Source organism: Micromonospora sp. NPDC049004 (assembly GCF_040649315.1).
Classification (GTDB): domain Bacteria; phylum Actinomycetota; class Actinomycetes; order Mycobacteriales; family Micromonosporaceae; genus Micromonospora.
Genome location: NZ_JBEZFG010000003.1, coordinates 834,517 through 859,698 on the forward strand (window position 1 = coordinate 834,517; position 25,182 = coordinate 859,698).

At 72.1% G+C, this 25,182-nt stretch carries 22 protein-coding genes; 8 read left to right on the forward strand and 14 right to left on the reverse strand.

All coding sequences use genetic code 11. The annotated features are described in order from the left end of the window. Positions 1-6 precede the first annotated feature (6 nt). Positions 7-756 (reverse strand): SIS domain-containing protein, encoded by a 750-nt coding sequence (locus AB0B97_RS13010; RefSeq protein ID WP_234591422.1) that lies wholly within the window; start codon positions 754-756, stop codon positions 7-9. Continuing rightward, a complete protein-coding gene (locus AB0B97_RS13015) occupies positions 753-1,715 on the reverse strand; it encodes a MurR/RpiR family transcriptional regulator (protein ID WP_234591421.1) in 963 nt (320 codons plus the stop codon). Before AB0B97_RS13015 ends, AB0B97_RS13010 begins: the two co-directional genes overlap by 4 nt. 203 nt (positions 1,716-1,918) lie before the next feature. Here AB0B97_RS13015 and AB0B97_RS13020 point away from each other — a divergent pair, with 203 nt between their 5' ends. Continuing rightward, a complete protein-coding gene (locus AB0B97_RS13020) occupies positions 1,919-2,905 on the forward strand; it encodes a BadF/BadG/BcrA/BcrD ATPase family protein (RefSeq protein ID WP_357493288.1) in 987 nt (328 codons plus the stop codon). Positions 2,906-3,301: 396 nt separating this feature from the next. On the opposite strand, the gene AB0B97_RS13025 is transcribed toward AB0B97_RS13020, so the two are convergent. From AB0B97_RS13025 to ngcE, 3 genes are read right to left on the reverse strand one after another with little or no spacing between them, the layout of a single operon-like run. Further along, positions 3,302-4,201 carry a carbohydrate ABC transporter permease gene (locus AB0B97_RS13025; RefSeq protein ID WP_357493290.1) on the reverse strand — a complete coding sequence of 300 codons (900 nt, stop codon included), beginning with the start codon at positions 4,199-4,201 and terminating at the stop codon, positions 3,302-3,304. Then, the gene (locus AB0B97_RS13030; RefSeq protein WP_355067158.1) at positions 4,198-5,106 is read right to left on the reverse strand and encodes a sugar ABC transporter permease; all 909 of its coding nucleotides are present in this window, start codon (positions 5,104-5,106) and stop codon (positions 4,198-4,200) included. The genes AB0B97_RS13025 and AB0B97_RS13030 overlap by 4 nt, the downstream gene beginning before the upstream one ends. A gap of 59 nt (positions 5,107-5,165) precedes the next feature. Continuing rightward, entirely contained in the window at positions 5,166-6,578 is a 1,413-nt protein-coding gene (gene ngcE, locus AB0B97_RS13035) for an N-acetylglucosamine/diacetylchitobiose ABC transporter substrate-binding protein (protein ID WP_357493293.1), read from the reverse strand. Positions 6,579-6,778: 200 nt separating this feature from the next. On the opposite strand from ngcE, the gene AB0B97_RS13040 reads away from it, so the two are divergent. Continuing rightward, the gene (locus AB0B97_RS13040; RefSeq protein WP_357493296.1) at positions 6,779-8,224 is read left to right on the forward strand and encodes an acyltransferase; all 1,446 of its coding nucleotides are present in this window, start codon (positions 6,779-6,781) and stop codon (positions 8,222-8,224) included. Here the strand turns inward: AB0B97_RS13040 and AB0B97_RS13045 are convergent. Further along, a complete protein-coding gene (locus AB0B97_RS13045) occupies positions 8,196-9,698 on the reverse strand; it encodes a CoA-acylating methylmalonate-semialdehyde dehydrogenase (protein ID WP_357493298.1) in 1,503 nt (500 codons plus the stop codon). The two genes, AB0B97_RS13040 and AB0B97_RS13045, sit on opposite strands and share 29 nt — an antisense overlap. Next, entirely contained in the window at positions 9,695-10,993 is a 1,299-nt protein-coding gene (locus AB0B97_RS13050; protein ID WP_357493300.1) for an aspartate aminotransferase family protein, read from the reverse strand. The genes AB0B97_RS13045 and AB0B97_RS13050 overlap by 4 nt, the downstream gene beginning before the upstream one ends. 239 nt (positions 10,994-11,232) lie before the next feature. Between AB0B97_RS13050 and AB0B97_RS13055 the strand changes: the two genes are divergently transcribed. After that, entirely contained in the window at positions 11,233-12,129 is an 897-nt protein-coding gene (locus AB0B97_RS13055; RefSeq protein WP_357493302.1) for a glutamate cyclase domain-containing protein, read from the forward strand. A 6-nt stretch (positions 12,130-12,135) separates the two neighbouring features. Here the strand turns inward: AB0B97_RS13055 and AB0B97_RS13060 are convergent, their stop codons facing one another. Further along, positions 12,136-13,035, reverse strand: coding sequence for a hypothetical protein (locus tag AB0B97_RS13060; RefSeq protein ID WP_357493305.1), 900 nt, complete (start codon positions 13,033-13,035; stop codon positions 12,136-12,138). A 19-nt stretch (positions 13,036-13,054) separates the two neighbouring features. Further along, on the reverse strand, positions 13,055-13,927 hold the full coding sequence (locus AB0B97_RS13065) for a hypothetical protein (protein WP_357493307.1): 873 nt from the start codon (positions 13,925-13,927) through the stop codon (positions 13,055-13,057). An 88-nt stretch (positions 13,928-14,015) separates the two neighbouring features. Between AB0B97_RS13065 and AB0B97_RS13070 the strand changes: the two genes are divergently transcribed. Continuing rightward, entirely contained in the window at positions 14,016-14,978 is a 963-nt protein-coding gene (locus AB0B97_RS13070) for a hypothetical protein (protein ID WP_357493309.1), read from the forward strand. A 62-nt stretch (positions 14,979-15,040) separates the two neighbouring features. Here the strand turns inward: AB0B97_RS13070 and AB0B97_RS13075 are convergent, their stop codons facing one another. Further along, positions 15,041-15,724, reverse strand: a complete 684-nt coding sequence (locus AB0B97_RS13075) for a Tat pathway signal sequence domain protein (RefSeq protein WP_357493311.1) — start codon at positions 15,722-15,724, stop codon at positions 15,041-15,043. Positions 15,725-16,114: 390 nt separating this feature from the next. On the opposite strand from AB0B97_RS13075, the gene AB0B97_RS13080 reads away from it, so the two are divergent. The 3 genes from AB0B97_RS13080 (at position 16,115) to AB0B97_RS13090 (ending at position 18,204) form a co-directional block, all read left to right on the forward strand. Beyond that, the gene (locus tag AB0B97_RS13080) at positions 16,115-16,879 is read left to right on the forward strand and encodes a TetR/AcrR family transcriptional regulator (RefSeq protein ID WP_357493314.1); all 765 of its coding nucleotides are present in this window, start codon (positions 16,115-16,117) and stop codon (positions 16,877-16,879) included. 232 nt (positions 16,880-17,111) lie between these two features. After that, positions 17,112-17,693 carry a DUF6230 family protein gene (locus AB0B97_RS13085; RefSeq protein ID WP_357493316.1) on the forward strand — a complete coding sequence of 194 codons (582 nt, stop codon included), beginning with the start codon at positions 17,112-17,114 and terminating at the stop codon, positions 17,691-17,693. A 1-nt stretch (position 17,694) separates the two neighbouring features. After that, the gene (locus tag AB0B97_RS13090; RefSeq protein WP_357493318.1) at positions 17,695-18,204 is read left to right on the forward strand and encodes a DUF6114 domain-containing protein; all 510 of its coding nucleotides are present in this window, start codon (positions 17,695-17,697) and stop codon (positions 18,202-18,204) included. A gap of 1 nt (position 18,205) precedes the next feature. Here AB0B97_RS13090 and murD read toward each other — a convergent pair whose 3' ends face one another. Then, positions 18,206-19,552: a UDP-N-acetylmuramoyl-L-alanine--D-glutamate ligase gene (gene murD / locus AB0B97_RS13095; RefSeq protein WP_234588498.1), complete on the reverse strand. Its 1,347-nt coding sequence runs from the start codon at positions 19,550-19,552 to the stop codon at positions 18,206-18,208. Positions 19,553-19,635: 83 nt separating this feature from the next. Here murD and AB0B97_RS13100 point away from each other — a divergent pair, with 83 nt between their 5' ends. Beyond that, the gene (locus AB0B97_RS13100) at positions 19,636-20,985 is read left to right on the forward strand and encodes a hypothetical protein (protein WP_357493321.1); all 1,350 of its coding nucleotides are present in this window, start codon (positions 19,636-19,638) and stop codon (positions 20,983-20,985) included. 45 nt (positions 20,986-21,030) lie between these two features. On the opposite strand, the gene AB0B97_RS13105 is transcribed toward AB0B97_RS13100, so the two are convergent. Genes AB0B97_RS13105 through AB0B97_RS13115 form a run of 3 tightly spaced genes read right to left on the reverse strand, consistent with a single transcriptional unit; the run spans position 21,031 to position 25,149 of the window. Continuing rightward, entirely contained in the window at positions 21,031-22,791 is a 1,761-nt protein-coding gene (locus AB0B97_RS13105) for a PucR family transcriptional regulator (protein ID WP_357493323.1), read from the reverse strand. 41 nt (positions 22,792-22,832) lie between these two features. Continuing rightward, a complete protein-coding gene (gene argG / locus AB0B97_RS13110) occupies positions 22,833-24,284 on the reverse strand; it encodes an argininosuccinate synthase (protein ID WP_357493325.1) in 1,452 nt (483 codons plus the stop codon). Between the two features lie 28 nt (positions 24,285-24,312). Further along, a complete protein-coding gene (locus AB0B97_RS13115) occupies positions 24,313-25,149 on the reverse strand; it encodes an RNA methyltransferase (RefSeq protein WP_357493328.1) in 837 nt (278 codons plus the stop codon). Positions 25,150-25,182 lie beyond the last annotated feature (33 nt).

Consider the following 25,182-nt stretch of genomic DNA (forward strand, 5'->3'; position numbering starts at 1 on the left):
TTCGGGTCAGGCGGTGCGCCGGAGACGCCCGGCGTACCGCGACTCGAGGGCGATGTTGTGCTCGTCCCCGCCGGGGACGTTGGCGGAGAGGTAGATAGGGGGTACCTCCCCGGCCTGGTGGAACCGTCGTACGACCTCAGCGGTCAGCAACTGCGCCAGCAGCGCGGTGGTGACCGAGGAGACCGCACAGACCGCGCCGCCGCCCTCGAGCGGCAGCAGTGCGTCGCCGTACGGTGCGCCGTTGTCCAGCACGACGTCGGCGAGGTCGGCGAGCCGTTGACCGGACGGGTGCCGTGGCGCCACCCGTGCGGTGTGCTCGACCGAGGTGACCGCGATCAACGGGTGACCGCGCTCGGTGACCAGCGCCGCCAGCTCGACCACCGAGCCGTTGATGCCGGATTGGGACGCCACCACGAACACGTCGCGCGGCTGGGGTGCCGCGAGCGCGTAGATCTGGTGGGCGATGGAGGGGTCGCGTTCCAGCTTGGGGTCGGCGAGCACGTCGCGCGGGGCGTCGCCGTGCACCACCAGGTCCCGTACCGACAGCTGGTTGGTGGGGACCAGCCCACCGGCGCGGGCGACCAGCTCGGCGGCGAACGCCTCGGAGTGCCCGGCGCCGAACGCCTGGAGCACACCGCCGGCGCGCAGGCTGTCGGCGATCAGGTCGGCGGACCGGGTGATCCCGTCGGCCTCCGAGTCGAGCAGGCGGTCGAGCACCGGGCGGACGGCGTCCGCGTACCCCTGGGCACTGATCATGACTGGGCCCCTTTCGCGGCCTTGTGCCCGTCGACGGCCTGCGCGGTGCGCCGGAAGGCCGCGTGGGCGCGGTCGTGGGTGCGCTGGGCGACGGCGATGTAGAGCAGGTCGAGGACCACCAGTTGCGGGTGGCGGGCGGAGAGGGCGTCCGGCCGGAAGGTGGTGGCCTGGCTGGCGGTGAGCAGCACGATGTCGGCCAGCTCGGCCAGCGGTGAGCGGGGAAAGCCGGTGAGGGCGAGTGTGGTGGCGCCCCGGCTACCCGCCTCGGCGAGCATCTCGATCGTCTCCCGGGTCTGGCCGGTGTGCGAGATGCCGAGCGCGACGTCGCCGACGCCGAGCAGCGCGGCGCTGGCCAGCCCCTCGTGCACGTCGCTCCAGGCCCAGGCGGCCACCCCGATGCGGTGCAGGCTGAACTGCATCTCCTCGCCGACCAGGGCGCTGCCGCTGGCTCCGAAGATGTTCACCCGGTTGGCGCCGGCGATCGCCACCGCGGCGCGTTCCACCTCGCCGAGGTCGAGCAGCGCGGCGGTGTCGTGCATGGCCCGGGTGTCGGCGGCCATGATCTGGTCGAGCACCCGCGCGAGGGGGTCGTTGGGCTGGATCTCACGGCCGATGTCGACGGTCCAGCCGGCCGAGCGGGCCCGGCCGGTCTCGGCGGCGATGCCGAGGCGCAGGTCGGCGTACCCCTCGAAGCCCATCGCCCGGCAGAAGCGGGTGATGGTGGCCGGCGAGGTGCCACTGCGCTCGGCGAGCTCCACAATGGTGGAGCGCGCGGCGGCCTCCGGGTCGCTGAGGACGTGCTCGGCGACGCGGCGCAGCGCGCCGGTCAGTTCGCCGAGACTGTTGCGGACCCGGGCCAGCACCCCGTCGGACGACGATCCGAGGGCGTTTCGCCGGTCGATCGCGTCGGCGTCGACCACCGCGGTTCCCGCAGCGGTGTCCACCTCATGATCAACCATCGACGCCTCGCATTTTCGAAGGACTGTTAACTGTTAGTGGTAAAATTTCTTACTGAACGACCTTCTATGTCAAGACCGTGGGCGAAGTTTTCAAACTGTTACCTGGCGCACGCCCCTCCGCGCCGCCCCGAAGTTGCCCCGCGCGGCCGCGCCGACCAGCATGAACAGGCCCAGCACCGCGCAGCGCAAGGAGGACCGTGCCGATGTCCGACACCGTCGTGGTCGGTCTCGACGTCGGGGGTACGTCCACCCGGGCGACCGCCCTGACCCTCGCCGGCGAACGCCTCGGCACCGGCCGAGCCGGCGGCGGCAACCCCACCAGCCACGGCGCCGAACGGGCCGCCGCCGAACTGTTGACCGCACTGCGCGCCGCGCTCGCCGACGTCGACCCGACCCGGGTGGCCGCCGGCACCATCGGGTTGGCCGGCGCAGCCCGGATCCTGGCCGACCCCGCCAGCCGCGCCGCCTTCGACCGGGCCTGGCACGACGCCGGCCTGCGCTGCCCGTACGCCGTGCACGGCGACGCCCTGGTCGCCTACGCCTCCGGCACCGCGGACCCCGACGGGACGGTGCTCATCGCCGGCACCGGCGCGATCACCGCGCAGGTCGTCGACCTGCGACTCGACCGGGTCGCCGACGGCCACGGCTGGCTGCTCGGCGACGCCGGATCCGGCTTCTGGCTCGGCCGCGAGGCCGTCCGCCGGCTCCTGGCCGACCTGGACGCCGCCCGCACCCCCGGCACGCTGACCACTGCCGTCCTCACCGAACTGACCGGCAGCGCCGAGGTCGCTCCCCGCCCCCGCGACACCGTCGACGCCACGATCCAGGCGGTCACCCGCCGGCCGCCGATCGAGCTGGCCCGGCTCGCGCCGCTTGTCGTCACCGCCGCGGTCGACGGCGAACCCGTCGCCACCGCGCTGATCGCCGAGGCCGCCGCCCACCTGGCCGGGAGCGTCGGCCGGATCCGCCCCGCCGGGGCGACGACGCCCGTCGTACTCGGCGGTGGACTGCTCACCGCGCACACCCCGCTTGCCACCGCCGTGCGCGCCGAGATCGGTCAACGCTGGCCGTCCGCGCCCCTGCGCACCGCAGGTGACGGTGCCGCCGCGGCAGCCTGGCTCGCCGCCCGCGCCCTCCCCGAGCTCACCGACCCGGCAGCCCTGCACGCCCGCCTCTTCCCCACCCCCTGACCGCCCCCACCCCGGACCACCCCACCCCACCCCGGGCCGAACCGGGCAGCGCCGAACCGCGCCTGGTCATGATCGTGCTCGATCCTGGAAAGAGTGCCACCTCACGCCACGAGGCCACTACATCCTTGATCGAGCACGATCAACGCGTGCGCACGACCGCCGCCACGGCAAGATCCGCGCAGTTTCAGGGAAACTGCTGCCTCACGACGAGCTGAGACAGCAACTTCACCGAAGTTGCGCGGATCTTGCCGTGGCGGCTGGCGGGCGGCGCGGGCGGGCGGCACGGCGGGACCGTGTGATCAGGAGCGGTCACTTGTTGGTGGTGGATGCCGCCTCTGGGGACGGCCGCCGATGCCCAGCTCGGCGGGTGGCGGGTGAGCCGCCACCCGCGCCGTCCTACTTGAGCTGACCCGCGGTCAGGCCGGCCTGGACCTGGCGTTGGAAGGCCACGTAGATCGCCAGCACCGGCAGCACCGCGATGCTCAACCCGGCGAAGAGCCGCGCGTAGTCGCCCGCGTAGCCCTGACTGACCGACAGCGCGAACAGCCCCTGGGCGAGCATCCACTTGGACTCGTCGCCCTGCATCAGCACCTGCGGTAGCAGGAACTGGTTCCAGTGACTGAGGAAGTTGAAGATCGCCACGCTGATCAGTCCCGGACGTGCCATCGGGAGCATCACCCGGAAGAACAGCCGGAAGTGACCGCAGCCGTCGACCATGGCCGCCTCGGCCACCGAGGTCGGCAGCGTCCGGAAGAACGCGGTCAGGAAGAACACGGTGAACGGCATCGAGTACGCCGCGTACACCAGGATCAGTCCCGTCCAGGTGCCGAAGAGGCCGGCGTTGCGGACCACGAAGAACAGCGGCACCAGGGCGAGGAACACCGGGAACATCAGGCCGCCGACGAACAGGTAGTAGACGACCTGCCGGCCGCGGAACTCGTACCGGGCGAAGACGTACGCGGCGGCGGCGCCCGTCAGCATGGTGAGGCTGACCGAGCCGGTGACCACCACGAGGCTGTTGAGGAAGTACCTGCCGATGTGCGCCCCGGTCCACGCGCGCGCCCAGTTGTCCCAGCTCAGCGACGCGGGCAGCCCCCACGGGTCGGCCAGGATCTCGCCGTTGGTCTTGAACGAGCTGAGGAACATCCACAGCAGCGGCAGGACGGTGAGCAGGCCCCAGAGCAGCAGGAAGCCGTGCGAGAGGGCGTTGGCGACGCCGAGTTCCCGCCGGACGGGACGGTCCCGGGCCGGGGTCGACGTCGGCGCGGCGGCGGTGGGCTGGTCCAGTGTGGTCACGAGTACTCGATCCGATCGCGCCGGCCGACCCGCAGCGACAGCACCGCCACCGAGAGGGTCAGGAAGAACATCACCACGCCGATCGCCGAGGCGTAGCCGAACTTGGTCTCGCTGCCGAAGGCGGTGTCGTACATCCGTACGCCGATCACGTCGGTGGAGAAGTTCGGTCCACCGTTGGTCATGAGCTGCACGAGGATGAACCCGTCGAGGGCGAAGATGGCCAGGTAGACCCAGGCGACCTGCACGGTGTCCCAGAGCAGCGGCAGGGTGATCCGCCGCAGCGTGGTGAACCGGGACGCGCCGTCGAGCAGGACCGCCTCGTAGATCTCCTTCGGTACTGCCGACATCGCGGCGCCGAACAGGACGACGTAGAAGCCGACGTTGCTCCACACCATCACCGCCAGCACACACCAGAAGGCGGTCGCCGGGTCGCCGAGCCAGGTCGGGGCGGGCAGGCCGACGGCGTGCAGCGCGCTGGTCAGCAGCCCCTTGTTGGGGTGGTAGACCTCCTTGAACAGCAGCGCGATGATCACGACGGAGAGCACCTGCGGGAAGAAGTACACGGTGCGGTAGAACGCCCCGCCGCGGACCCCGGTGACTCCGGCGCGGCCCCGACGCCCGCCCAGGGCGAGCATGGTGGCGAAGAAGAGCCCGAATCCGATGGTCAGCACGGGCACCAGGGCCAGCAGGATCGCGTTGTTCTTCAGCGCGTTCCACACGTAGTCGTCGTGCCACAGCGCCGTGAAGTTCGCCAGCCCGACCTGGTTGGCGTCGGCCGAGTAGCCGAGCCAGTCGGTGGTGGAGATCTGGAACGCCTGCAGGTACGGGGAGACGACGAAGAAGACGTACAGCAGCACCGGCGGCACCAGGAACGTGACGATCAGCGGCCACTTGCCATGTTTCACGGTGGACCTTTCCCAAGGTGCGGCCGGTGGGGGCTCGCTCGCCCCCACCGGCCGGGCTGTCAAGCCGCTCGCTTGTACTTCTTGATCGAGCTGTCCTGGGCGATCGAGTCGGCGCCCTTCTGACACTGGTCGAGGAACTCCGCCGGGCCGATCCGGCCGCTGAAGAACTCGCCGCACGCCGCGTCGACGAGGTTGCGCTCCAGCTTGCGGTAGTAGTTGTTGTAGACCCAGTTGAAGCCGTTGGACCCGGACGCGTCGAGTGCCTTGACCACGGTCGTGAGCCCGTACGGCAGCTCGACTCCCTCGGTGGCGCCGGCGACCACGGTGAGGCTGGCGACCTTCTTCGTGAAGTCCTGGGCGCCCTTGAGGGACAGCATGGTCCGGAAGTACTCCAGCCCACCGGCGACGTTGCGGGCCTTGGCCGGCACCATGAACGGCTCGCCGGCGGTGCCTCGGATCGCCTCGAACGGCAGCTTGTCGCCGCTGCCCAGGCTGGGGGTGGGCGCGATGGTCATGTTGAACCCGGCCGGGGTGACGTCCTTCTGCTCACTCTCCAGCCAGGATCCGCAGGAGATGAAGGCGGCCTTGCCCTGGCACCAGGCGGTCTGCGACTGCTTGTGGTCCAGGCCGGGTGAGCCCTCCAGGATGAACTTGTCCTTGACGATCTGGTGCCACGCGTCGGCGGCGGCCCGCATCGAGTCGGACTTCCAGGCGTTCGGCTCCAGGTTGTCGATGGCGGTCGCCACCGACGGCCCGCCGAGCTTGATCGCGGTGGCGATCAGCGGCCAGCTCATGTAGCGCGGGTGCAGGCCCGCGTACGTCCAGGGGGCGATGCCGGCAGCCTTGATCTGCTTGCAGAGCGCGATGTGGTCGTCCCAGGTCTTGGCGTACTCCCACCTGCGTTCGGCGAACAGCTTCTCGGAGTACCAGATGCCGTAGGCGGTGTAGGTGTAGTTGAGCACCAGGAACGTGCCGTCGTACGACCCGACCTCGACCGCGCCGGGCAGCAGGGTGTCCTTGACGGTCTTGCCGGGCACGTCGAGGCTCGGCGCGGCGAGCAGCTCACCCAGGTCGGCGATGGCGTTCTGGCTGACCAGGCCGTTGAAGTCGATCTGACTGGCGCCGGAGTTGTTGACCACGTCGGGTGGCGTGCCGTCGACGAAACGCGGCTGGAGGGTCTTGCTGATCTCCTGGGTGGCGGAGTGCTTGATCTTCGCCTTCGGGTACTTCGCGGTGTACATGGCCTCGTGGGCCTTGGCGTACTCCTCGCCGAACCCGCCGCCGAAGATCACCACCTCGAGCGGGGCGTCCTCCTTGACGCCGAGCGGGTTCTCGGCGCTCTTGGTGCCCTTGTAGGTCTCGGCATCGCCCTTGTCGCCGCCGCCTGTCGCACAGCCGGTCAGCAGGCCGGCGGCGGGGGTGGCCAGCAGACCGGCGGCGGCGCTGCGCCGCAGGATCTCACGCCTGTTCATAAGGTCTCCTCGGTTCGGGTCGGGCGGTCGCCGGGGGATGGGGGAAGGCGTCCGTCGCGCGAGGCACGGGGGGGTGTTGCTTGTCTTCAGTTAGCGCAAAGTTGCTGAAGAATTTCTACGGCAGCGACGAGCGGACTTCAACCCCCGGCAGCCGAACCGTTATCACCACCGGCCACCACCTGCTCGCCTAGCCTGAGGTGATGGGCCGCCTGCGCCAGCTCGCCGAGCGCACCCCGGCGGGCCGGGAGCGGTACGTCGACCTGCTCCGCGCCCTCGCCATCACCATGGTCGTTCTCGGACACTGGGGCGTCGTGGTGATCGTGCGCGACGACGGCGGGCTGCCCACCGGGCATTCCGCGCTCAGTGACCTGCCGTGGGCGTACCCGCTGACCTGGGTGGCCCAGGTGATGCCGGTCTTCTTCCTGGTCGGCGGTTACGCCAACGCGGTCTCGCTGGCCCGCCTGCGGGCGCGGGGTGGCGACGCCGCCAGTTGGCTGCTCGACCGCAGCGCCCGGCTGGTCCGCCCCACCAGCGTGCTGGTGCTGGTGCTCGGCGGCGCCGCGGTCGTGGCGCGGTTGCTCGGCACCGACCCGACCCGGATCCGCGAGGTGGTCTGGTTCGCCACCATCCCGCTCTGGTTCCTGGTCGCGTACCTCGCGGTGGTCGCGCTCACCCCACCGATGTACGCGCTGCACCGCCGCCTCGGCCTGGCGGTGCCGCTGGTGCTGGTCGCCCTGGTGGGTCTCGGCGACCTGGGCCGGCTCACCGGGCCGGTGGGGCTGAGCTACGGCAACTACCTGTTCGGCTGGCTGGCGATACACCAGCTCGGCTTCGCCTGGTACGACACCCGGCCGGCCGCCGGGCCGAAGCCAGCCAGCGAAACCGCCCCGCCGGCCGACACCGCCGGCCGTCCGGCCCTCGCCGAAGCCGACCCGTCGGCCCACGAGCATTCGGGGGTACGTCGTCGCCGGCTGCCGACCTCCCGCCGGGCCGCTCTGGTGTTCCTGGTCGGCGGACTGGCCGCGCTGCTGTTGCTCACCGTGCCCGGCCCCTGGCCGGTGGCCATGCTGAACGTGCCCGGCGAGAGGCTGGACAACGCCGGCCCGCCGAGCCTCGCGCTGCTGGCCGTCGCCGCCACCCAACTCGGCCTGATCCTGCTGCTGCGCGGCCCCGCGGAGCGCCTGCTGCGGCGCACCGGCCCGTGGCAGGTGGTGATCGCGGTCAACCTGGTGGTGCTGACCATCTTCCTCTGGCACCTGACCGCCGCCATCGGGCTGATCGGGCTGCTCGACGCGACCGGAACCCTGCCCACACCGGAGGTCGGCTCGACCGCCTGGTGGGCGTGGCGGGTGCCCTGGCTGCTGCTGCTCGCGGCCGTCCTGACGGTGCTGGTCGCCATCTTCGGGCCGGTGGAGGTCCACAGCAGCGGGCACCGCACCGGGCAACGGGCCGGCCAGGGCACCACGACCCGCACGGCGCTGACCGTGGCCGGTTACGCCGCCGTGGTGTTCGCGCTGATGCTCAACAGCGCGACCCCGAAACTCGCCGCGGAGCCGCTCGGCATGCCCGCCCCGGCCCTGCTGGCGTACCTGGCCGGGGCGGGCGTGCTGCGTCTGCTCAGGTCTGGGTGGGGAACCCGAGGTTGACCCCGCCGTGGCGTGGGTCCAGCCACCGGCTGGTGACCACCTTGCCCCGGGTGAAGAACCGCACCCCGTCCTCGCCGTGCGCGTGCAGGTCACCGAAGAGCGACGACTTCCAGCCGCCGAACGAGTGGTACGCCATCGGCACCGGGATCGGCACGTTGATCCCGACCATGCCGACCTCCACCTCGTGCTGGTAACGCCGGGCCGCGCCGCCGTCGTTGGTGAAGATCGCCGTGCCGTTGCCGTACGGGCTGGCGTTGACCAGCTCCACGGCCTCGTCGTACGAGGCGACCCGGACCACGCTCAGCACCGGCCCGAAGATCTCGTCCGTGTAGATCGACATGTCGGGGGTGACCCGGTCGAACAGGGTCGGGCCGAGCCAGAATCCCTCCGGGTCGCCGTCGGGCGTCACGTCCCGGCCGTCGACCACCGGCACCGCGCCGGCGGCGACACCGGCGTCCACGTAGGAGCGCACCTTCGCCGCGTGCGCGGCGGTGACCAGCGGACCCATGTCGCAGCCCCGTCGGCCGTCGCCGGTGCGCAGACCGGTCACCCGGGCGGCGATCCGGTCGACGAGCGCGTCCGCCACCGGCTCCACCGCCACCAGCACGGAGATGGCCATGCACCGCTCCCCCGCCGAGCCGAACCCGGCGTTCACCGCCGCGTCGGCGGCCAGGTCCAGGTCCGCGTCGGGGAGCACCACCATGTGGTTCTTCGCCCCGCCGAGCGCCTGCACCCGCTTACCGGCCGCCGTGCCGCGCTGGTAGACGTACCTGGCGATCGGGGTGGAACCGACGAACGACACCGCCCGCACCTCCGGGTGCTCCAGCAACGCGTCGACGGCCTCGGAGTCGCCGTTGACCACGTTGAGCACCCCGTCGGGCAGGCCCGCCTCGGCGAACCACTCGGCCAGCAGCAGCGCCGCGCTCGGGTCCTTCTCGCTCGGCTTGAGCACCACCGCGTTGCCGCAGGCCACGGCCACCGGCACGAACCACAGCGGCACCATCACCGGGAAGTTGAACGGGGAGATCACCGCGACCACGCCCACCGGCTGCCGGATGGTGTACGAGTCGACCTCGGTGGACACGTTCTCGCTGAACGCGCCGCGCAGCGCCGACGGCAGGCCGCAGGCGTACTCGATGACCTCCAGGCCGCGCTGCACCTCGCCGGCGGCGTCGGCGAGCACCTTGCCGTGCTCGCCGGTGATCACCTCGGCGAGCCGGTCCCGCCGGCTGTGCACCAGCTCGCGGAAGGCGAACAGCACCGCCGACCGTTTCGCCAGCGACGCGTCGCGCCAGTCGCGGGCCGCGCGGGCGGCGGACCGCACCGCGACGTCGACGTCCGCGGTCGAGGCCAGCTCCACCTCGGCGGTACGCCTACCCGTCGCCGGATCGAACACGTCACCACGCCGCTCGGACGTGCCGCCGACCCGCTTGCCGTCGACGAAGTGGCCGATGCTCGTGCCGCCGATGCTCATGCCGCCACCGCCGCGCACGAGCGGATCGCGTCGACGAGGATCGCCAGGCCCTCGCGGGCCTCCTCCTCGGTCAGCGTCAACGGTGGACCCATCCGCAGCACGTTGCCGTACAGGCCGCCCTTTCCGGTGAGCAGTCCACCGGCGCGGCACGCCTCGAAGACCCGGTTGGTCAGCGCCGGATCCGGCTCACCGCCGCCCGGCCGGACGAACTCGACGCCGAGCATCAGCCCCTTTCCGCGTACCTCGGCGACGCAGTCGAGACCGCCCACGGCGGCCCGCAGGCCGTCGGCGAGGATCGCGCCGACGCGGGCCGCGTTGGCCTGGAGGTCGTGCGCGAGAAGGTAGTCGAGCACCGCGTTGCCGGCCGCCGTGGAGATCGGGTTGCCGCCGAACGTGGAGAAGCTGATTCCCGGCACCGCCTGGAGCACCTCGGCCCGGCCGACCACCCCGGCGAGAGCGAACCCGTTGCCGACGCCCTTGGCGAAGGTGAGCAGATCCGGGGTGACGCCGTGCGCCTGGTAACCCCAGAAGTGCTCCCCGGTACGCCCCCAGCCGGTCTGCACCTCGTCGGCGATGAACAGGATGCCGTGCTCGTCGAGGACCTTCTTCCAGCCGGCGAAGAGCCCGTCCGGCGGGTGCACGAAGCCGCCCACGCCCTGGATCGGCTCGGCGATCAGCGCGGCCACGTCACCGGTTGTCTGGGTGGCCAGCACCTCGCGCAGGTCCTCCACGGCCGCGTCGACCTGTTCCTCGGCGCTCAACCGTGCCAGCAGACCGCGAACCCGGTCACCGGAGTGCAGCCAGGCCACCTGGAGCGGGTTGAGCGCGCTTGCCGACCAGGTGCGGTTGCCGGTGACGCCCATCGCCGCGTACGACCGGCCGTGGTAGCTGTTGCGCACGGCCAGGACCTGGTGCGATCGGCGGTGGTTGGTGGCGACCAGCAGCGCCGCCTCGTTCGCCTCGGTGCCGGAGTTGGTGAAGAACACTCGAGCGTCTCCGATGCCCGAGCGCTGGGCGATCTTCTCGGCCAGCTCCACCTGCTGACGGATCAGGTAGAGCGTCGAGGTGTGCACGATGCCGGTGGCGAGCTGCCGCTCGACCGCCTCGCGGATCTCCGGGATGTCGTACCCGATCATGTTGGTCAGCACGCCGCCGAAGAAGTCCAGGTAGCTGCGACCCTGCGCGTCGGTGACCCGGCGGCCCGAACCGGCGACCAGCTCGATCGGCTCGTCGTAGTAGAGGGGCATCCAGGACGGGAGCACGGCCCGGTGCCGGGCCAGCAGGTCGTCGGTCATCGTGGCAACCCTTCAGCGGCGTTCGTGGATACCGCACGCTCCCACCGCCGGCCCGCACGGACAACTGTCAGGGTGTAGCGCAAGGCCGTTCCGGCCTGACAGCACGTCAACGGTTTCCAGAGCCGTGGCCGCCGTTGGCCGCTGATTTCCGCAGCGAACATGCTCTTCCTCCGCTCGATCCGCAGTCTGGTCGCCCACCGCTACCCTGGGTCCGTCCACTGTCGCCGGGGAGGCACGCGGTGCGCATCGACGAGACCATCGCCGCACTGGAACGCGTCGCCGCACGGGAGGTGGGCCGGGGCAGCGAGGCGCTGGCCGCGCCGGCGGCCGGCGGGCTGCTGGCCGCCGCCCGGTCGCTCGCCAGCGCCGGTGCGCCGGACGCCGCGGTGCTCACCGGGTTCTTCATCCCCGGTGCCGAGCCGCCGGCCGCGGAGACCGACGGCCCGCTCGGCGCCGTCCAGATCGCCGCCGCGCTGCGCCTGCTCGGTGGCCGGTGCCGGCTCGTCACCGACCAGCCGTGCGCGCCGGTGGTCGAGGCGGCCGTCGCCGCCGCCGCGCCGGGCCTGCCGGTGGACGTCGCGCCGCTGCGGGGGTACGACGAGTGGGCCGCCGTCCTCCTGCCCCGCTACGGCCGCCTGACGCACCTCATCGCCTGCGAACGGGTCGGGCCCGGGGTGGACGGTCGACCCCGCAACATGCGCGGCGAGGACATCGGCACACACACCGCGCCTCTGGACCGGCTCTACCGTGCCGGTTCGGCCTTCCGGATCGGCATCGGCGACGGCGGCAACGAACTGGGCATGGGCCTCCTGCCGGCGGACCTCGTCGGCCGGGTGGTCGCCTCCGGCGAGCGGATCCGGTGCGTGGTGGGCGCTGACGCGCTGCTCGTCGGCGGCACCTCCAACTGGGCGGCCGCGGCCCTCGTCGGCGCGCTGTCGCTGCTGCGCCCCGACGTGCCCGGGCTTCGTACGCTGCTGGAGCCCGCGTGGTCGTCCGACCTGCTGGCCGCGATCGTCTCGGCGGGCGCGGTCGACGGGGTGCGCCGCCGCCCCACGCTCAGCGTCGACGGCCTCGACTGGCCCGCGTACGCCGAACCCCTCGCCCAGATCGCGGACCTGGTCCGGAGCGCCAGGTAGTCGGGGTCACCGCACGGTGGGTGGCTCGGCCGCCGACCGCAGGGGTCTCGACACGCGCCTCGGCGGGCTGGCCCGGGCGGCCCCACGGCGGCGCTTCGGCAGGTGCAGGACGGCGGCGACCACCGCGAAGGCGGCCCAGCCGGTGCCCAGCGCGACGGCCGCCGAGACGTCCTGAAGGTAGTGGTACGCGGTGAGGAAACCGACAAGCGCGAGGCTGTTGCGGGCGAAGTGCCCGCTGAACTCGAACAACTGACGGCGGGCCTCGACGGCGACCAGCACCCCCGAGTACGGGAATGTCACCACCATGCCGCGCAGCACCGCGCCGAGCAGCGCGGTGAGGATCGCCCCGACGAAGATGACAAGCAACTTGAGCAGCGCCGGCAGACCGTCCGGACGGCCTCCGGCCGACGTCTCCGCGTCGGAGCCCGCGCCGGAGCCCGCGTCGCCGACCGCGCCCGGTCCGCCAACGGCGGCGTCCGCTCCGCCGGCAACGGCTGCGTCTGCTTCGCCGGCAGCGGCGGCGGGGGTGACCCGCGTCCGGGCGCGACGGCGCAGCAGGAGCATGGCCGCCAGCCAGAGCACGAGCGTGGCGGCGAGGGCCGCCTCGAACGGAATGTCGACGGCCAGCAGACCCGCGCTCAGCGCCACGTAGACGGCGATCCCCGCGCCGTCGGCGAGCAGGATGGGCCAGCGCAGCCGCTGGTGGGTGACCGCCACGGTGACGAAGAAGAGGTTGAGCCCGAGCACGCCGAGCACCTGCGCGCCACCCACCCCGTAAGGCGTGCTGACCAAGGCGAGCGTCATCGGCAACGGAAGGCTGTAGACCAGTGCCCGGAGCCGGATCGAGCGGATCACGCTGACCGCCCAGACCACTGCCGTCACCAGCAGGACCGCACTCAGCGTCATGGCTTCCCCGTCCCGGCCGTCAGTCCTGGAACGTCGCGGCGTTCACGCAGACGTCGAACACGCGGGTGAGGCGCTCGACGTCCGTCCGGTTGACCGAGAACTGGTTCTCGCCGATCTCGCCGTGCGCGGTCATCCGGGCCTCCCAGCAGCTCGACCCGTCCCAGACTGTCAGATTGACCAGGAGCTGTGGACTGACCACACCGAAGGGCAGCAGGCCCACCCGCGCACCGGCCGCGCGCTGCCCCTGCACGAGCGCGGACAGCTCGTCGGTAAGCGTGGCGTAGACGAAGACCCGGGTGATCCGGACGCCCCGTTGCAGGGCCTCGACGTTCGCCTCCCAGTAGCGTCGGCCGATCTCGCTGCGCCACCAGCTCAGCTCCCCACTCACCCGGGGCATCACGTTCGTCAGCGCGTCGAGCCGGTGCACGCAGCCGCGGGTCGCGCCGACCAGGTCCTCGTCCTCGTCGCCACGCCGGATGATCCGCCCCTGCGCGAGCTGCTCGGCCTCCAGCCGGAACTGCTCGTAGCGCCGCTGCGCCTCCGCCGCGACCCGCGTGCCCGCGTGCTGCTCGGCCGCCTCCCGCATGGCCCCGGCCAGTTCGGTGGTGGTGTGGACGAGCCACGGCGGCCCGTCCAGCAACGTCCGCAGGTGAAACCGGCGCTCCGCACGGGCCAGCGAGTCCACCAGCAGCGAGATGGTGATGCCCATCAGGCCGGCCAGCAGCGACTCCACCCCCGAGGCGGCGTTGGTGAGGTCGAGAATGACGCTGAGGCTGATCGACAACGTGATGCCGACCAACGCCACCGGGTCGGTGTGCGCCACCAGACGCGCGAAGCCGTCGGAGGCGCCGCCGCGCTCGCGGGGCCGCCGACGGGCCACGTCACGGACCATCGAACTCCCCCAATCCGCCGGTGCCGCCAGGGTAGATGCCAACCACAACCCGCAGGTCCCGCCGGACCGCAGCGGTAGCATCCGGCAGGTGCAGAGCGCGGATGCGGCCCCGTCGACGGTCGCCGAGCAGATCACGGCGGACGTCCGGGCCTGGGTCGACTCCAGTGCGCTCCGCGGCCTGGTCCGGCACTTCGGCGGTGACTGGCCGACCGGCGACCTCGCCGAGGTGCTGCGGTTCCTCGACGACTTCTCCGCCCGGCACTGGGACTTCCGGCAGGGGCGCGAACGCCCGGACGCCCGGGAGCCGAGCTTCGACGCGCTCACGTCCGGGCTCGTCCTCGACGCGGTCGCCGCGCTCGGCATGGTGCGTGCGGTGCCGCCGGCCCGCCCGGCGTACGCCCACCTGCTCGTGCTGGGCGGCCTGGCGCACGCCTGCGTGCGGCGCGTCGCGTACGCCGCGCATCTGCTGCGCGCGGGCCTGCGGGTGACCGGCGAGGTCGCCGTGCTGGGCAGCTTCCGGCCACTGTCCGAGTGGGAACGCGCCACCCTCGCCGACGCGGGCCTGCCGCCGGACGAGACCGAGGTGGACGTGCTGGACACGGCGGTCCGGCAGGTGTTCGGGGTGACCGCCCCGACCGAGCAGGACGGCGTCGACGCGGGCCACCCCCACCACTCCTGGTCGTCGCGGACCTACCGGCCGGAGGGCCGGCCACCGGTACGGGTGCTGGCCGCGCCGTCCAGCGAGCCTGACCGGCGACGCGCCCACACCGCCGACACCCAGCGGTTCTGGGCCGGGCACGTCCGGCTCGCCCCGGGTGACGAGGCGCTGATGGTCACCGCGCCGATCTACGTGCCGTTCCAGCACTGCGACGCGCTACGCACCCTGGCGGTCCCGTACGGGTGCCACATCGACACCGTCGGGGTGGACCCGGCGCTGACCGACCCGGCGGTGCTGCCGGAGCAGACCCTCACCCCGGGGCGCTACCTGCAGGAGATCCGCTCGGCCATCCGGTCGATGCGCGCCCTGCACGCGGCGCTGGCCGCCGGCTGACCCGCGCAGGGTCGAGGGCCGGCGCACGGCGGATCGCCGCGCACCGGCCCCGGTGGACCTGGTCAGTTCACGTAGACGGCGGCGTTGCCCTTGGTGCTGTCGCGCACCGGCGAGTACGTCGCCGAGAAGTACGCGGTGCCGAAGCAGAGGGACGGGCCGGAGAACTTGGTGAACGGCTGGTTGGTGAAGGTGATCGAGTTGGTGGCGTTGGCCGCCGTGCCGGTGAGGCTGTTGGTGCTGGTCCGGTAGACGCAGGTGATCGCGCCGAGCAGCGAGTTCAGCACGACGGTGCTCTGGACCGGCGCCGCCGTGGTGCCGGAAATCTTGACCACGCCGGCGCTGGTGACGGAGGTGGCGTACGGGAGGTTGTTGAGGGCGATGCTCTGCACCCCGGTGGTGCCGAGCACGTTGGTGGTGCAGGTGCCGAAGGTCTGGGCGGTGAGGCTCTCGGTGGCGGTGCCCGGGGCGGTCGGGTTGGTGAGCACCTTGGCGCTGAAGCTGGATGCGGCGCACTTGATGCCTGTGGTGCCCGAGGTGGAGTTGTAGAAGGTGGCGTTGGTGCCGGCCTTGAGGCTGGCCTGGATGACGTCGTTGACGGCGACGGCGGTGCCGCCGGCGGTGGGGTAGGTCAGGACGTTGCTGGCGAGCGTTGCCGACGGGTCGGCGGAGGCCGGGGTGGCGGCCACGAGACCGGTCAGCAGCGCGAGGGCGACGAGGCCCCCGCCGATTTTGCCGTACCTGGGCATGGTGCTTCCTTCCGGTGGTGGGACGGGAACGAGCGGACCGCGCAGGCGGTCACCGCCGGGCGGGCACGCCGGGCGGAGATTGTGGCCATGACGTGGACGGTGGGTGGTGGTGGCGCCAGGTGACCGTCGGGTCGGGCCGGGTGACTTAAGGTGCCGCGGATCAGCGGGCGGACCGGCGTGGTGCACTGCGGCGTAGCCGCGTCACCTGCGCCTTTCCGGCATTGGGAGAGCGTTCGTGTTCGGCGATAATGACAGCCATCGAGCCCTCCTTCGACGAGTCAGGGTGACCATCCGGGGAGATCACCAAAGGTGACGGGGGGAGAACTGAGCGTGAGGAAAGTTATAAACCCCGGAGGGTCGCAAAGTCAACGAATCAAGGAGGTCGATGAGTTGACCACGCAGAGCCACCCGCAGCCGGCACCGGCGCCCCTACCGGGCGCACGCCCGGGCCGCGACCCGGACCGCGCGATCAAGCGCGGCCCGCGACGGGTCTCCGCGGAGGTCGTGGCCGCCACCCAGCGCGACCGCCTCTTCGACGGACTCGTGCACGAGGTGGCGACCAAGGGCTACGACAACGCCCGGGTCAGCGACATCTGCCACGCCGCCGGCGTGACCCGACCGGCCTTCTACGCCCTGTTCACCGGCAAGGAGGACGCGTTTCTCGCCGCCTACCGGCACGGGATCGCCGTGGTGTCGCAGCTGATGGAGGACGCCTACCGCGAGGCCGGCCCGGCCTGGCCGGACGCGGCGCGCGCCGCGCTGCGCACCCTGCTGGAGGTGCTGGCGAGCGTGCCGGCGTTCGCCCGGATGGCGCTGGTCGAGGTGGACGCGGCAGGCCCCGACGCCCGCCGCGAACGCGACGGGCTGCTCACCAGCTTCCGCCGGTTCTTCGCCGACGCCGGCCCGGGGCCGGCGCTTGCGGACGTGGGCCGCGACGAGCTGGTGTCCACGGTGGTCGGCGGCATCTACGCCACCGTCCGGGGGCGCGTGGCGCGGGGCCGGGCGGCGGAGTTGCCGGAACTGCTGCCGGTGCTCACCTACGCGGCCATGGCGCCATTTCTGGGCACCGAGGGTGCGATCCAGGCGACCCGGCCGATACGACCGGACGACGGCCCGAGCACGACCGCGCCCTGCGTACCGGCCCACCACTCCTGATCACCCGGTCGGAAACCGCAGCGGTTTTTCACTTTGGCCGCATTTAACGAATACCGCCCAAATGGCCGCCACACACCGTTGACCTCCCCTTTACTCGGCGGTAACTTCGGCTCTGCGCCCACCAGGCGCAGGTCAACGTGCAATTCCCATTGCCGCCAATCAATTGATCTTAAGGGGAGCCGCCATGTCGGAGGAAACCACACCAATCGCAGGGGGCCCGCCACGTAGTGGCGTGCGCTGGCGCCGGTTCGCCGCCACCTTCGGAATCGTCGTGGCGGGCGCCGCCGGCATGATCATGCTCACCGCCCAGGGCGTGCTGGGCGCGCAGTTCGCCATCTCGGGCATGCCGTTCACCGTCACTGCCGACAAGCTCACCGGCACCGGGTTCGAGCAGTTCGCCACCCTCGACCAGATGATCCCGGACAGCCCCAACCAGGGCGACACCGGCGGACAGGTCCTGGTGATGGTGTCGGCGATCGACAAGGCCGAGCTGACCAACCTCTGCCAGAGCATCAACCTCGGCGGCATCTTCCTGAAGATCACCGCCGGCGGCGGCGACCGACCGGTCACCGCCCGGACCCTGGTCGTCGACGGTGACGAGGTCAACGGCGACGCCGCCTTCCGCAACATCAACGTCGGCCAGGACGCCAGCACCCTGGACAAGGTGCCCGGCGTGAAGGGGAACCCCGGCGTCTTCTCGCAGCAGGCCGACTCGGTAGTCATCGAGAACCTGCGACAGAACAACTACGCCACCACCGCGGCGGTCTTCAACCTGCCCAACCTGCGCATGGCGTTCACCTCCGACGGTTGCTGACGTGAGCGCCGAACGACACCAGACAGCGCCCGCCGTCCGCGGATCCCGCGGGCGGTGGCGCCGCTGGCGGCGGGCCCGCCCGTTCACCGCCGCCGTGCTGATCGCCCTCGGAGGCGTGGAGATGCTGGCCACCCTGCGCGCGCCGCTGGGGGTGCTGCTGCACATCGGACCGCAGGGTCTCGCCGCCTACCTGGTACCCACCATCCTCGTGATCTGCGGGGTGCTGCTGATCACCACCCCGCAGCAGCGGGTCTTCTACGCCGTGGTCTCGCTGGTGCTCGGGCTGGTCTCCTGGTTGACCTCGAACCTGGGTGGCTTCGTGGTCGGGATGCTGCTGGCCCTGACCGGCGGGGCACTCGCGTTCGCCTGGACCCCGGACAAGGACCGCCGCCGCACCGGCGCCACGACGAAACCCGCGGCACCGAACGACGACGAGAACGACGCCGACACCGACACCGTGCTGCTGCCCGGGCTGCAGTCACCGGACCCCAGCCCGGTCGACCGCGGCTGAGTCAGCGGGCGGTGTCGGCGACGGCCTGGGCGAAGACCTCGGAGCGGTGCTCGAAGTTGCGGAACCGGCCGTAGCTCGGGGCGGCCGGGGACAGCAGCACCACCCCGCCGGCCGGGGTCACCTCCCGGGAGAGCCGGACCGCGTCCACCAGGTCGTCGACCAGTTCGGTACGCACCTTCGGCAGGCCGGCGAGCGCCTCGACGATGCGGGCGCCGCTGTCCGGAATGCCGATCACGGTCAGCTCCCGCTCGGCGAGGTGCTCGGCCAGCGGCGTGTAGTCCAGCCCCCGGTCGTTGCCCCCGACGATCACGGTCAACGGCCGCCCGTCGTACGCGTCGATGGCGTGCATGGCCGCGTACGGGCTGGTGGCCAGGGTGTCGTCGACGAAGGTCAGGCCGGACGGGTCGGTGATCTCGGTGAGCCGGTGGGCCAGCCCCTGGAACTCGGCCACCGCGACGGCGAGGTGGTCCTTGGCGGCCACCACGTCGATGCCGAGCGCGTCGAGCACGGCGAGGGCGACGCACAGGTTGCCCTCGTTGTGCCGACCCACCAGCGGCAGCACGGCGCGTGGGAAGAGCGGCTGGTCGCCGAGGTGGAACCACTGCGTGCCGTCCGCGCCGGTGGCGACGTGGGTGGTGTCGGGGCGGCCGGCCCGCACCGCCGGCAGCTCCCCCAGCTCGGCGGCGAGCCGCGGGTCGGCGCCGTTGACGACGATCGTCTGCGGATCGTGGGCGAGCAGGTTGAGCTTGTCGCGGTAGTACTCCCGCTCCCCGCCGTGCGCGTCCAGGTGCTCGGGGAACAGCGCGGTGACCACGGCCACCCGGGGCGAGTCGGTGAGGTCGCTGCACTGGTAGCTCGACAGCTCCAGCACGTACAGCTCCGCGTCGGGCAGGTCGAGGGTCGGCACGCCGATGTTGCCGCCGAAGACGTTCGGGCGGCCCATCGCGGTGAGCAGGTGGCTGATCAGGCTGGAGGTGGTGCTCTTGCCCTTGCTGCCGGTCACCCCGACGGTGCGCTCGGCATGGTCGGCCATCCACAGCGCGGTGCCCTGGGTGACCGGCACGCCGCGTCGGCGCAGCTCGACCAGCCAGGGATGGGTCTGCGGCACGCCGGGCGAGCGGACCACCACGTCGGCGGCGGCCAGCCGGGCGAAGCCCTCCTCGCCGGTGACCAGCGGGGCCGCCTCGGCCAGCGGGCCGTCCCAGGGCAGTGACAGGAAGTTGGCGCTGTCGTCGACGGCGACCAGCTCAGCGGGGCCGTGCGCGGCGATCGCTGTCACAGCTGCCCGGCCCTCCCGACCGGTCCCCCAGACGGCGACGCTACGTCCGCGCAGGTCAGACAGGCGCACTGGGCTCTCCTCGGGATCACGGCGGCGACAGGGCGGGGGCCCGGTCCGGACACGGCCGGACGAACCAGGGCCTAGTATGGCGTGTGCCCAACGAGCAGCTCCGGCGGATGGACGCCTTCACCTTCCCGTCCTACTCGATCGACTTCGCCACCGGCGAGGTGTTGTTCGACTACGCGCTGACCGGCCCGGCCGGCGAGCAGCGGTTCACCGAGGTGATCACCCTTCCGTTGCCGGCGCAGCCGCCGTCCGACGAGACCGTGGCCACCCTCGGCCGGGTGTTGGAGGTGCTGCACCTCGTCGCCGGGGTGAGCTACTACAAGGTCGCGGCGCCGCCCCGGCTGGTGCTGCCGGCGCCGCTGGGCAGGGCCACCGTCGACTACGTCACGGCCGTCTACACCAAGGGCCTCGCGGAGTACGCGTACCGCAACCAGTTGCCGCACGTGCTCGAGTTGCGCCCGGAGGTGCCGGCCGGCTCGCCGGAGTCGCCGCGCGTCTACGACAACTCCGATCGTCGCCCCCTCTCCGCGGTCGGCGGCGGCAAGGACTCGATCGTGAGCTTGGAGGCGCTGCGCCGCGCCGAGTTGGACCCGGTGCCGTTCTCGGTCAACCCGAACCACGTGATCGTCTCGGTCAACGAGGCGTCCGGGCTGGCCCCCCTCGCGGCCCGCCGGCGTATCGACCCGGTGCTGTTCGACCTGAACGCGGCGGGCGGGCTGAACGGGCACATCCCGGTCACCGCCATCAACTCGCTGATCGCGGTGGCGACGGCGGTGCTGCACGGGCTCGGCCCGGTGGTGATGTCCAACGAGCGCTCCGCGTCCGACCCGAACCTCAGCTGGAACGGCCACGAGATCAACCACCAGTGGTCCAAGGGCGTCGAGGCCGAGGGGCTGCTGCGGGGCGCGCTGGCCGAGCACGCCGGCCTCACCGAACCGTACTTCTCGCTGCTGCGTTCGCTGTCCGAGCTGCACATCGCCCGGCTGTTCGCCGAGTTCACCAGGTACGACGACGTGGTGACGAGCTGCAACCAGGCGTTCAAGCTGCGCGACGCGTCCGAGCGCTGGTGCCGGGACTGCCCGAAGTGCCGGTTCGTCTTCCTCGCGATGGCCCCGTTCATGCCGCGCGAGCGGGTCACCCACATCTTCGGCGGCGACCTGCTGGCCGACCCGGAGCAGATCCCCGGCTACCGGGAGCTGCTGGGCGTGGACGGGCACAAGCCGTTCGAGTGCGTGGGTGAGGTCGAGGAGTCGGTGGTGGCTCTCGGCCTGCTCGCCGAACAGGACCAGTGGCGCGACGCCCCGGTGATCAAGGCGCTGGTCGAAGCCGTACCGGAAACGGCCTGGTCCGCGGTGGCGACGTCGGACGTCTTCACCCCCGGCGGCCCCAACCACATCCCCCCAACCTACGCAAAAGCCCTAACCTCCCTGTCCTAACCCCACCCCACCCCACCCCCTGCGCCGCCCGGGTAGGGGGGCGGGTTAGGGGGTTCGGACTGCTTCCAGGGCCAGCAGGGCCACGTGCAGGGAGAGGCTGGTTTCCACCGAGTCCAGGTCTGCGTCGAGGATGCGGGCTATGCGGGCCAGGCGTTCGTAGAAGGCGGGTCGGGACAGGTGGGCGGCCGCGGCGCCGGCGGACTTGTTGCGCCCCTGCTCCAGGTACGCGCGCAGGGTGTCGAGCAGCCGCTCCCGGGGGTGCTGGGCGTCGTACTCCAGCAGCGGGCCGAGTTCGCGCTCGACGAAGGTCTGCAGCCGGGGCTCGTCGCGCAGCAGGTGCAGCAGCCCCGCGAGGCCCACGTGCGGCAGTCGAAAGACCGGCAGGTCACGCCGGTCCCGTCGGGCCGCCTCGACGATCTGCCGCGCCTCGACGAGCGACCGTCGAGCCTCGCGCAGGCTGCTGACCCCGGACCCGGCGGCGATGATCAGCCCGGCCGACGTGCCACCGACGCCGCTTCGCAGCGGGTCGACACCCGACCCCGGGCGGGACGGGTCGGCGGCGGACGCGGCCCGGCCCGCGCCGGCGTCGAGGCGTACCCGACGAAGTGCGCCGGCGAACGCGGCCAGCGCGCGGTCCTCGGCGGCCGGGTCGGGCAGCGCCAGCAGCGCGCCCACCGAGTTGTCGTCGACCGCGCTGGTCAGCGCGGTCAGCTTCGCTTCCCGCAGCGCCTGGCCGACGGCCTCGGACAGGTCCCGCAGCCGGGCCTGGCCGGCCTCGGGGCCGTTCTCTCCGGCGAGTTCGTCGCCACGGTGCCGGACCATCACGCCGACGAGGTGCCGACGTTCCAGCGCCACACCGAGCGCCTTGGCGCGCAGCGCCACCTCGTCGACCGGTCGGGAGTGGTCGAGCAACGCCGTGAGCAGGGTGCGGTGCAGCTGCCGTTCCAGCCCCTCGGCGTCGCGGCGGATCAACCGGCCCAGCGCGAGGGTGGACGCGGCCCGCTCGATGAGGATGGTGAGCCGGGTGGGTGGGGCGAGGGCCGCCTCGCCGCCCCGGGCGCTGGGCGCGTCTCCGCTGGCCGGCCAGCGCAGCAGCAACCGCCCCCAGTCCTGTCCGCGGGCGCCGACGACTGTCACCAGCCAGCCGCTGTCCGGGTCGTACGCGGTGCGCCCGGCCGGCCGGATCCGCCGCGAGTGCTGCTCCCAGCCGTCCAGCAGCAGCTCCGCGCTCTCCCCCGCCGGGTCGTACCCGAGAACCTGCCGGGACAGGTTCTCCAGCACCACCGGGCAGCCGGACAGCTCGGCGGCCTGCCGGATCACCTCGGCCGCGTCGGCGCCCTCGACGGAGAGGTCGGTGAACCGCTGGTGGATCTCCTCGGCGGCCCGCAGCTCGGTCAGCTGCGCGTCGACGATCAGCGCGTGCACGGCCTCGGTGATCCGCACGAACGGGGTGGCCCGGCGCAGCTCGACCAGGGGCAGGCCGCGCCGCTCGGCGGCGGCGGCCATCACCCGGGGTACACCGCTGACGTACCGGCGGCCCAGTTCGACGACGAGCCCGGAGACACCGACGTCGGCGAGGTCGCCGATGAACGCGCGCAGTCCCGCGTCGTCGGCCGGCAACCCGATGCCTGTGGTGAGCACCAGCTCACCACCGCCAAGCAGGGTGGCGATGTCGGGTACCTCGGCGACGTGCACCCACCGGACCGGCCGGTCCAGCCCGGCGTCCCCGGCGACCACGCGGGGAGCGCCGTGGCGGACGGGGTCCAAGGCGAGGACCTCACGGACGGTAGGGAACACGGCCGACACGCTACCGTCCGTGACCCCGGACCTCGACGTGCCGGGGCCGCTCAGTCGACGCCGAACTCCATGGCGGCGCGGTCGAGCGCCTCGTCGGCGGCGGAGGCGACACCCCGGGAGGCGATGGCCTCCGCGCCGCCCTCGGGCATCGCGCCGATCAGCCCGGTCGAGGCTGCCTGCGCGGCGCCGATCATCCGCTGGGGAGCCGCGCCGCCGACCATGCCGAGGGAGGCGTACTGCTCCAGCTTCGCCCGCGAGTCGGCGATGTCCAGGTTGCGCATGGTGAGCTGGCCGATCCGGTCGGACGGGCCGAACGCCGAGTCCTCGGTGCGCTCCATGGACAGCTTGTCCGGGTGGTAGCTGAACGCGGGGCCGGTCGTGTCCAGGATCGAGTAGTCCTCGCCCCGGCGCAGCCGCAGCGTCACCTCACCGGTGACCGCCGTGCCGACCCAGCGCTGCAACGACTCGCGCAGCATCAGCGCCTGCGGGTCGAGCCAACGACCCTCGTACATCAGGCGACCGAGGCGGCGACCCTCGCTGTGGTAGTTCGCCAGAGTGTCCTCGTTGTGGATGGCGTTGACCAGCCGCTCGTACGCGGCGTGCAGCAGGGCCATGCCGGGCGCCTCGTAGATGCCCCGGCTCTTGGCCTCGATGATCCGGTTCTCGATCTGGTCGGACATGCCCAGGCCGTGCCGGCCGCCGATGGCGTTGGCCTCCAGCACCAGGTCGACGGGGCTGCCGAATTCCTTGCCGTTGATCGTCACCGGGCGGCCCTGGTCGAACCCGATCGTGACGTCCTCGGTGGGGATCTCGACCGACGGGTCCCAGAACTTCACGCCCATGATCGGGCTGACCGTCTCGATGCCGGTGTCGAGGTGCTCCAGGGTCTTCGCCTCGTGCGTCGCGCCCCAGATGTTGGCGTCGGTGGAGTAGGCCTTCTCGGTGCTGTCCCGATATGGCAGGCCCCGCTCCAGCAGCCACTCCGACATCTCCTTACGCCCACCCAGTTCGGTGACGAAGTCGGTGTCGAGCCACGGCTTGTAGATCCGCAGCTGCGGGTTGGCCAGCAGGCCGTAGCGGTAGAACCGCTCGATGTCGTTGCCCTTGAAGGTCGAGCCGTCGCCCCAGATCTGGACGTCGTCGGAGATCATCGCCCGCACCAGCAGGGTGCCGGTCACGGCCCGGCCCAGCGGGGTGGTGTTGAAGTACGCCCGCCCGCCGGAGCGGATGTGGAAGGCGCCGCAGGTCAGCGCGGCGAGGCCCTCCTCGACCAGGGCGGCGCGGCAGTCGACGAGCCGGGCGACCTCGGCGCCGTAGCTGAGCGCACGGCCGGGCACCGAGCCGATGTCGGGCTCGTCGTACTGGCCGATGTCGGCCGTGTAGGCGCAGGGGACGGCGCCCTTGTCGCGCATCCACGCGACCGCGACCGAGGTGTCGAGGCCGCCGGAGAAGGCGATGCCGACACGTTCGCCGATGGGCAGGGAGGTGAGAACCTTGGACACGGGGAAGATTATTCAACAAGACGCATGGTCATGCAAGCTGATCGTCCCGACCCAGTTCCCAGAACGCCACCGCCGCGGCTGCGGCGACGTTCAACGAGTCCACGCCGCGCCGCATCGGGACGACCACCCGCACGTCGCTGGCCGCCTGCGCCGCCGCGGTGAGGCCGGGCCCCTCGGCGCCGAGCAGCAGCGCCGCCCGCGCGCGCTGCGCCGGGGTCAACCGCTGAATGGGTACGGCATCCGGCGCGGGCGTCATGGCGAGCACCGTGAAACCCGCCTCGCGCACCTCGTCGAGCCCGGTGGGCCAGCGTTCGAGCTTGGCGTACGGCATCGCGAAGACCTCACCCATGCTGACCCGCACGCTGCGCCGGTACAGCGGATCGGCGCAGGACGGCGACAGCAGCACGGCGTCGATGCCCAGCGCGGCGGCGCCCCGGAAGATCGCGCCGAGGTTCGTGTGGTTGTTGACGTCCTCCAGGATCACCACCCGGCGCGCGGCGGCGAGCACCTCGGCCGCCGTCGGCAGCGGGCGGCGGTGGAACGACGCGAGCACCCCCCGGTGTACGTGGAAACCGGTGGCCCGTTGCAGCACGTCCTGCGTGGCGGCGTAGACGGGCGCGTCGCCGGTGTCCAGGTCGGCGAGCTGGTCGACGCGCTTGGCGTCCACCAGGTACGACCGGGCGGGGTAGCCGGCGCGCAGCGCCCGGCGCAGCACCAGCTCGCCCTCGGCGATGAACAGGCCGTGCGGAGGCTCCCAGCGGGTGCGCAGCTCGACGTCGGTGAGGGCGCGGTAGTCGGCGATCCGGTCGTCGTCGGGATCGGTGATCTGGTGGACGGGCACCCGACGATTCTGCCGGACGGCCAACCCCCGCTCCGGATGCCGGCCCTGCGGGGTGTT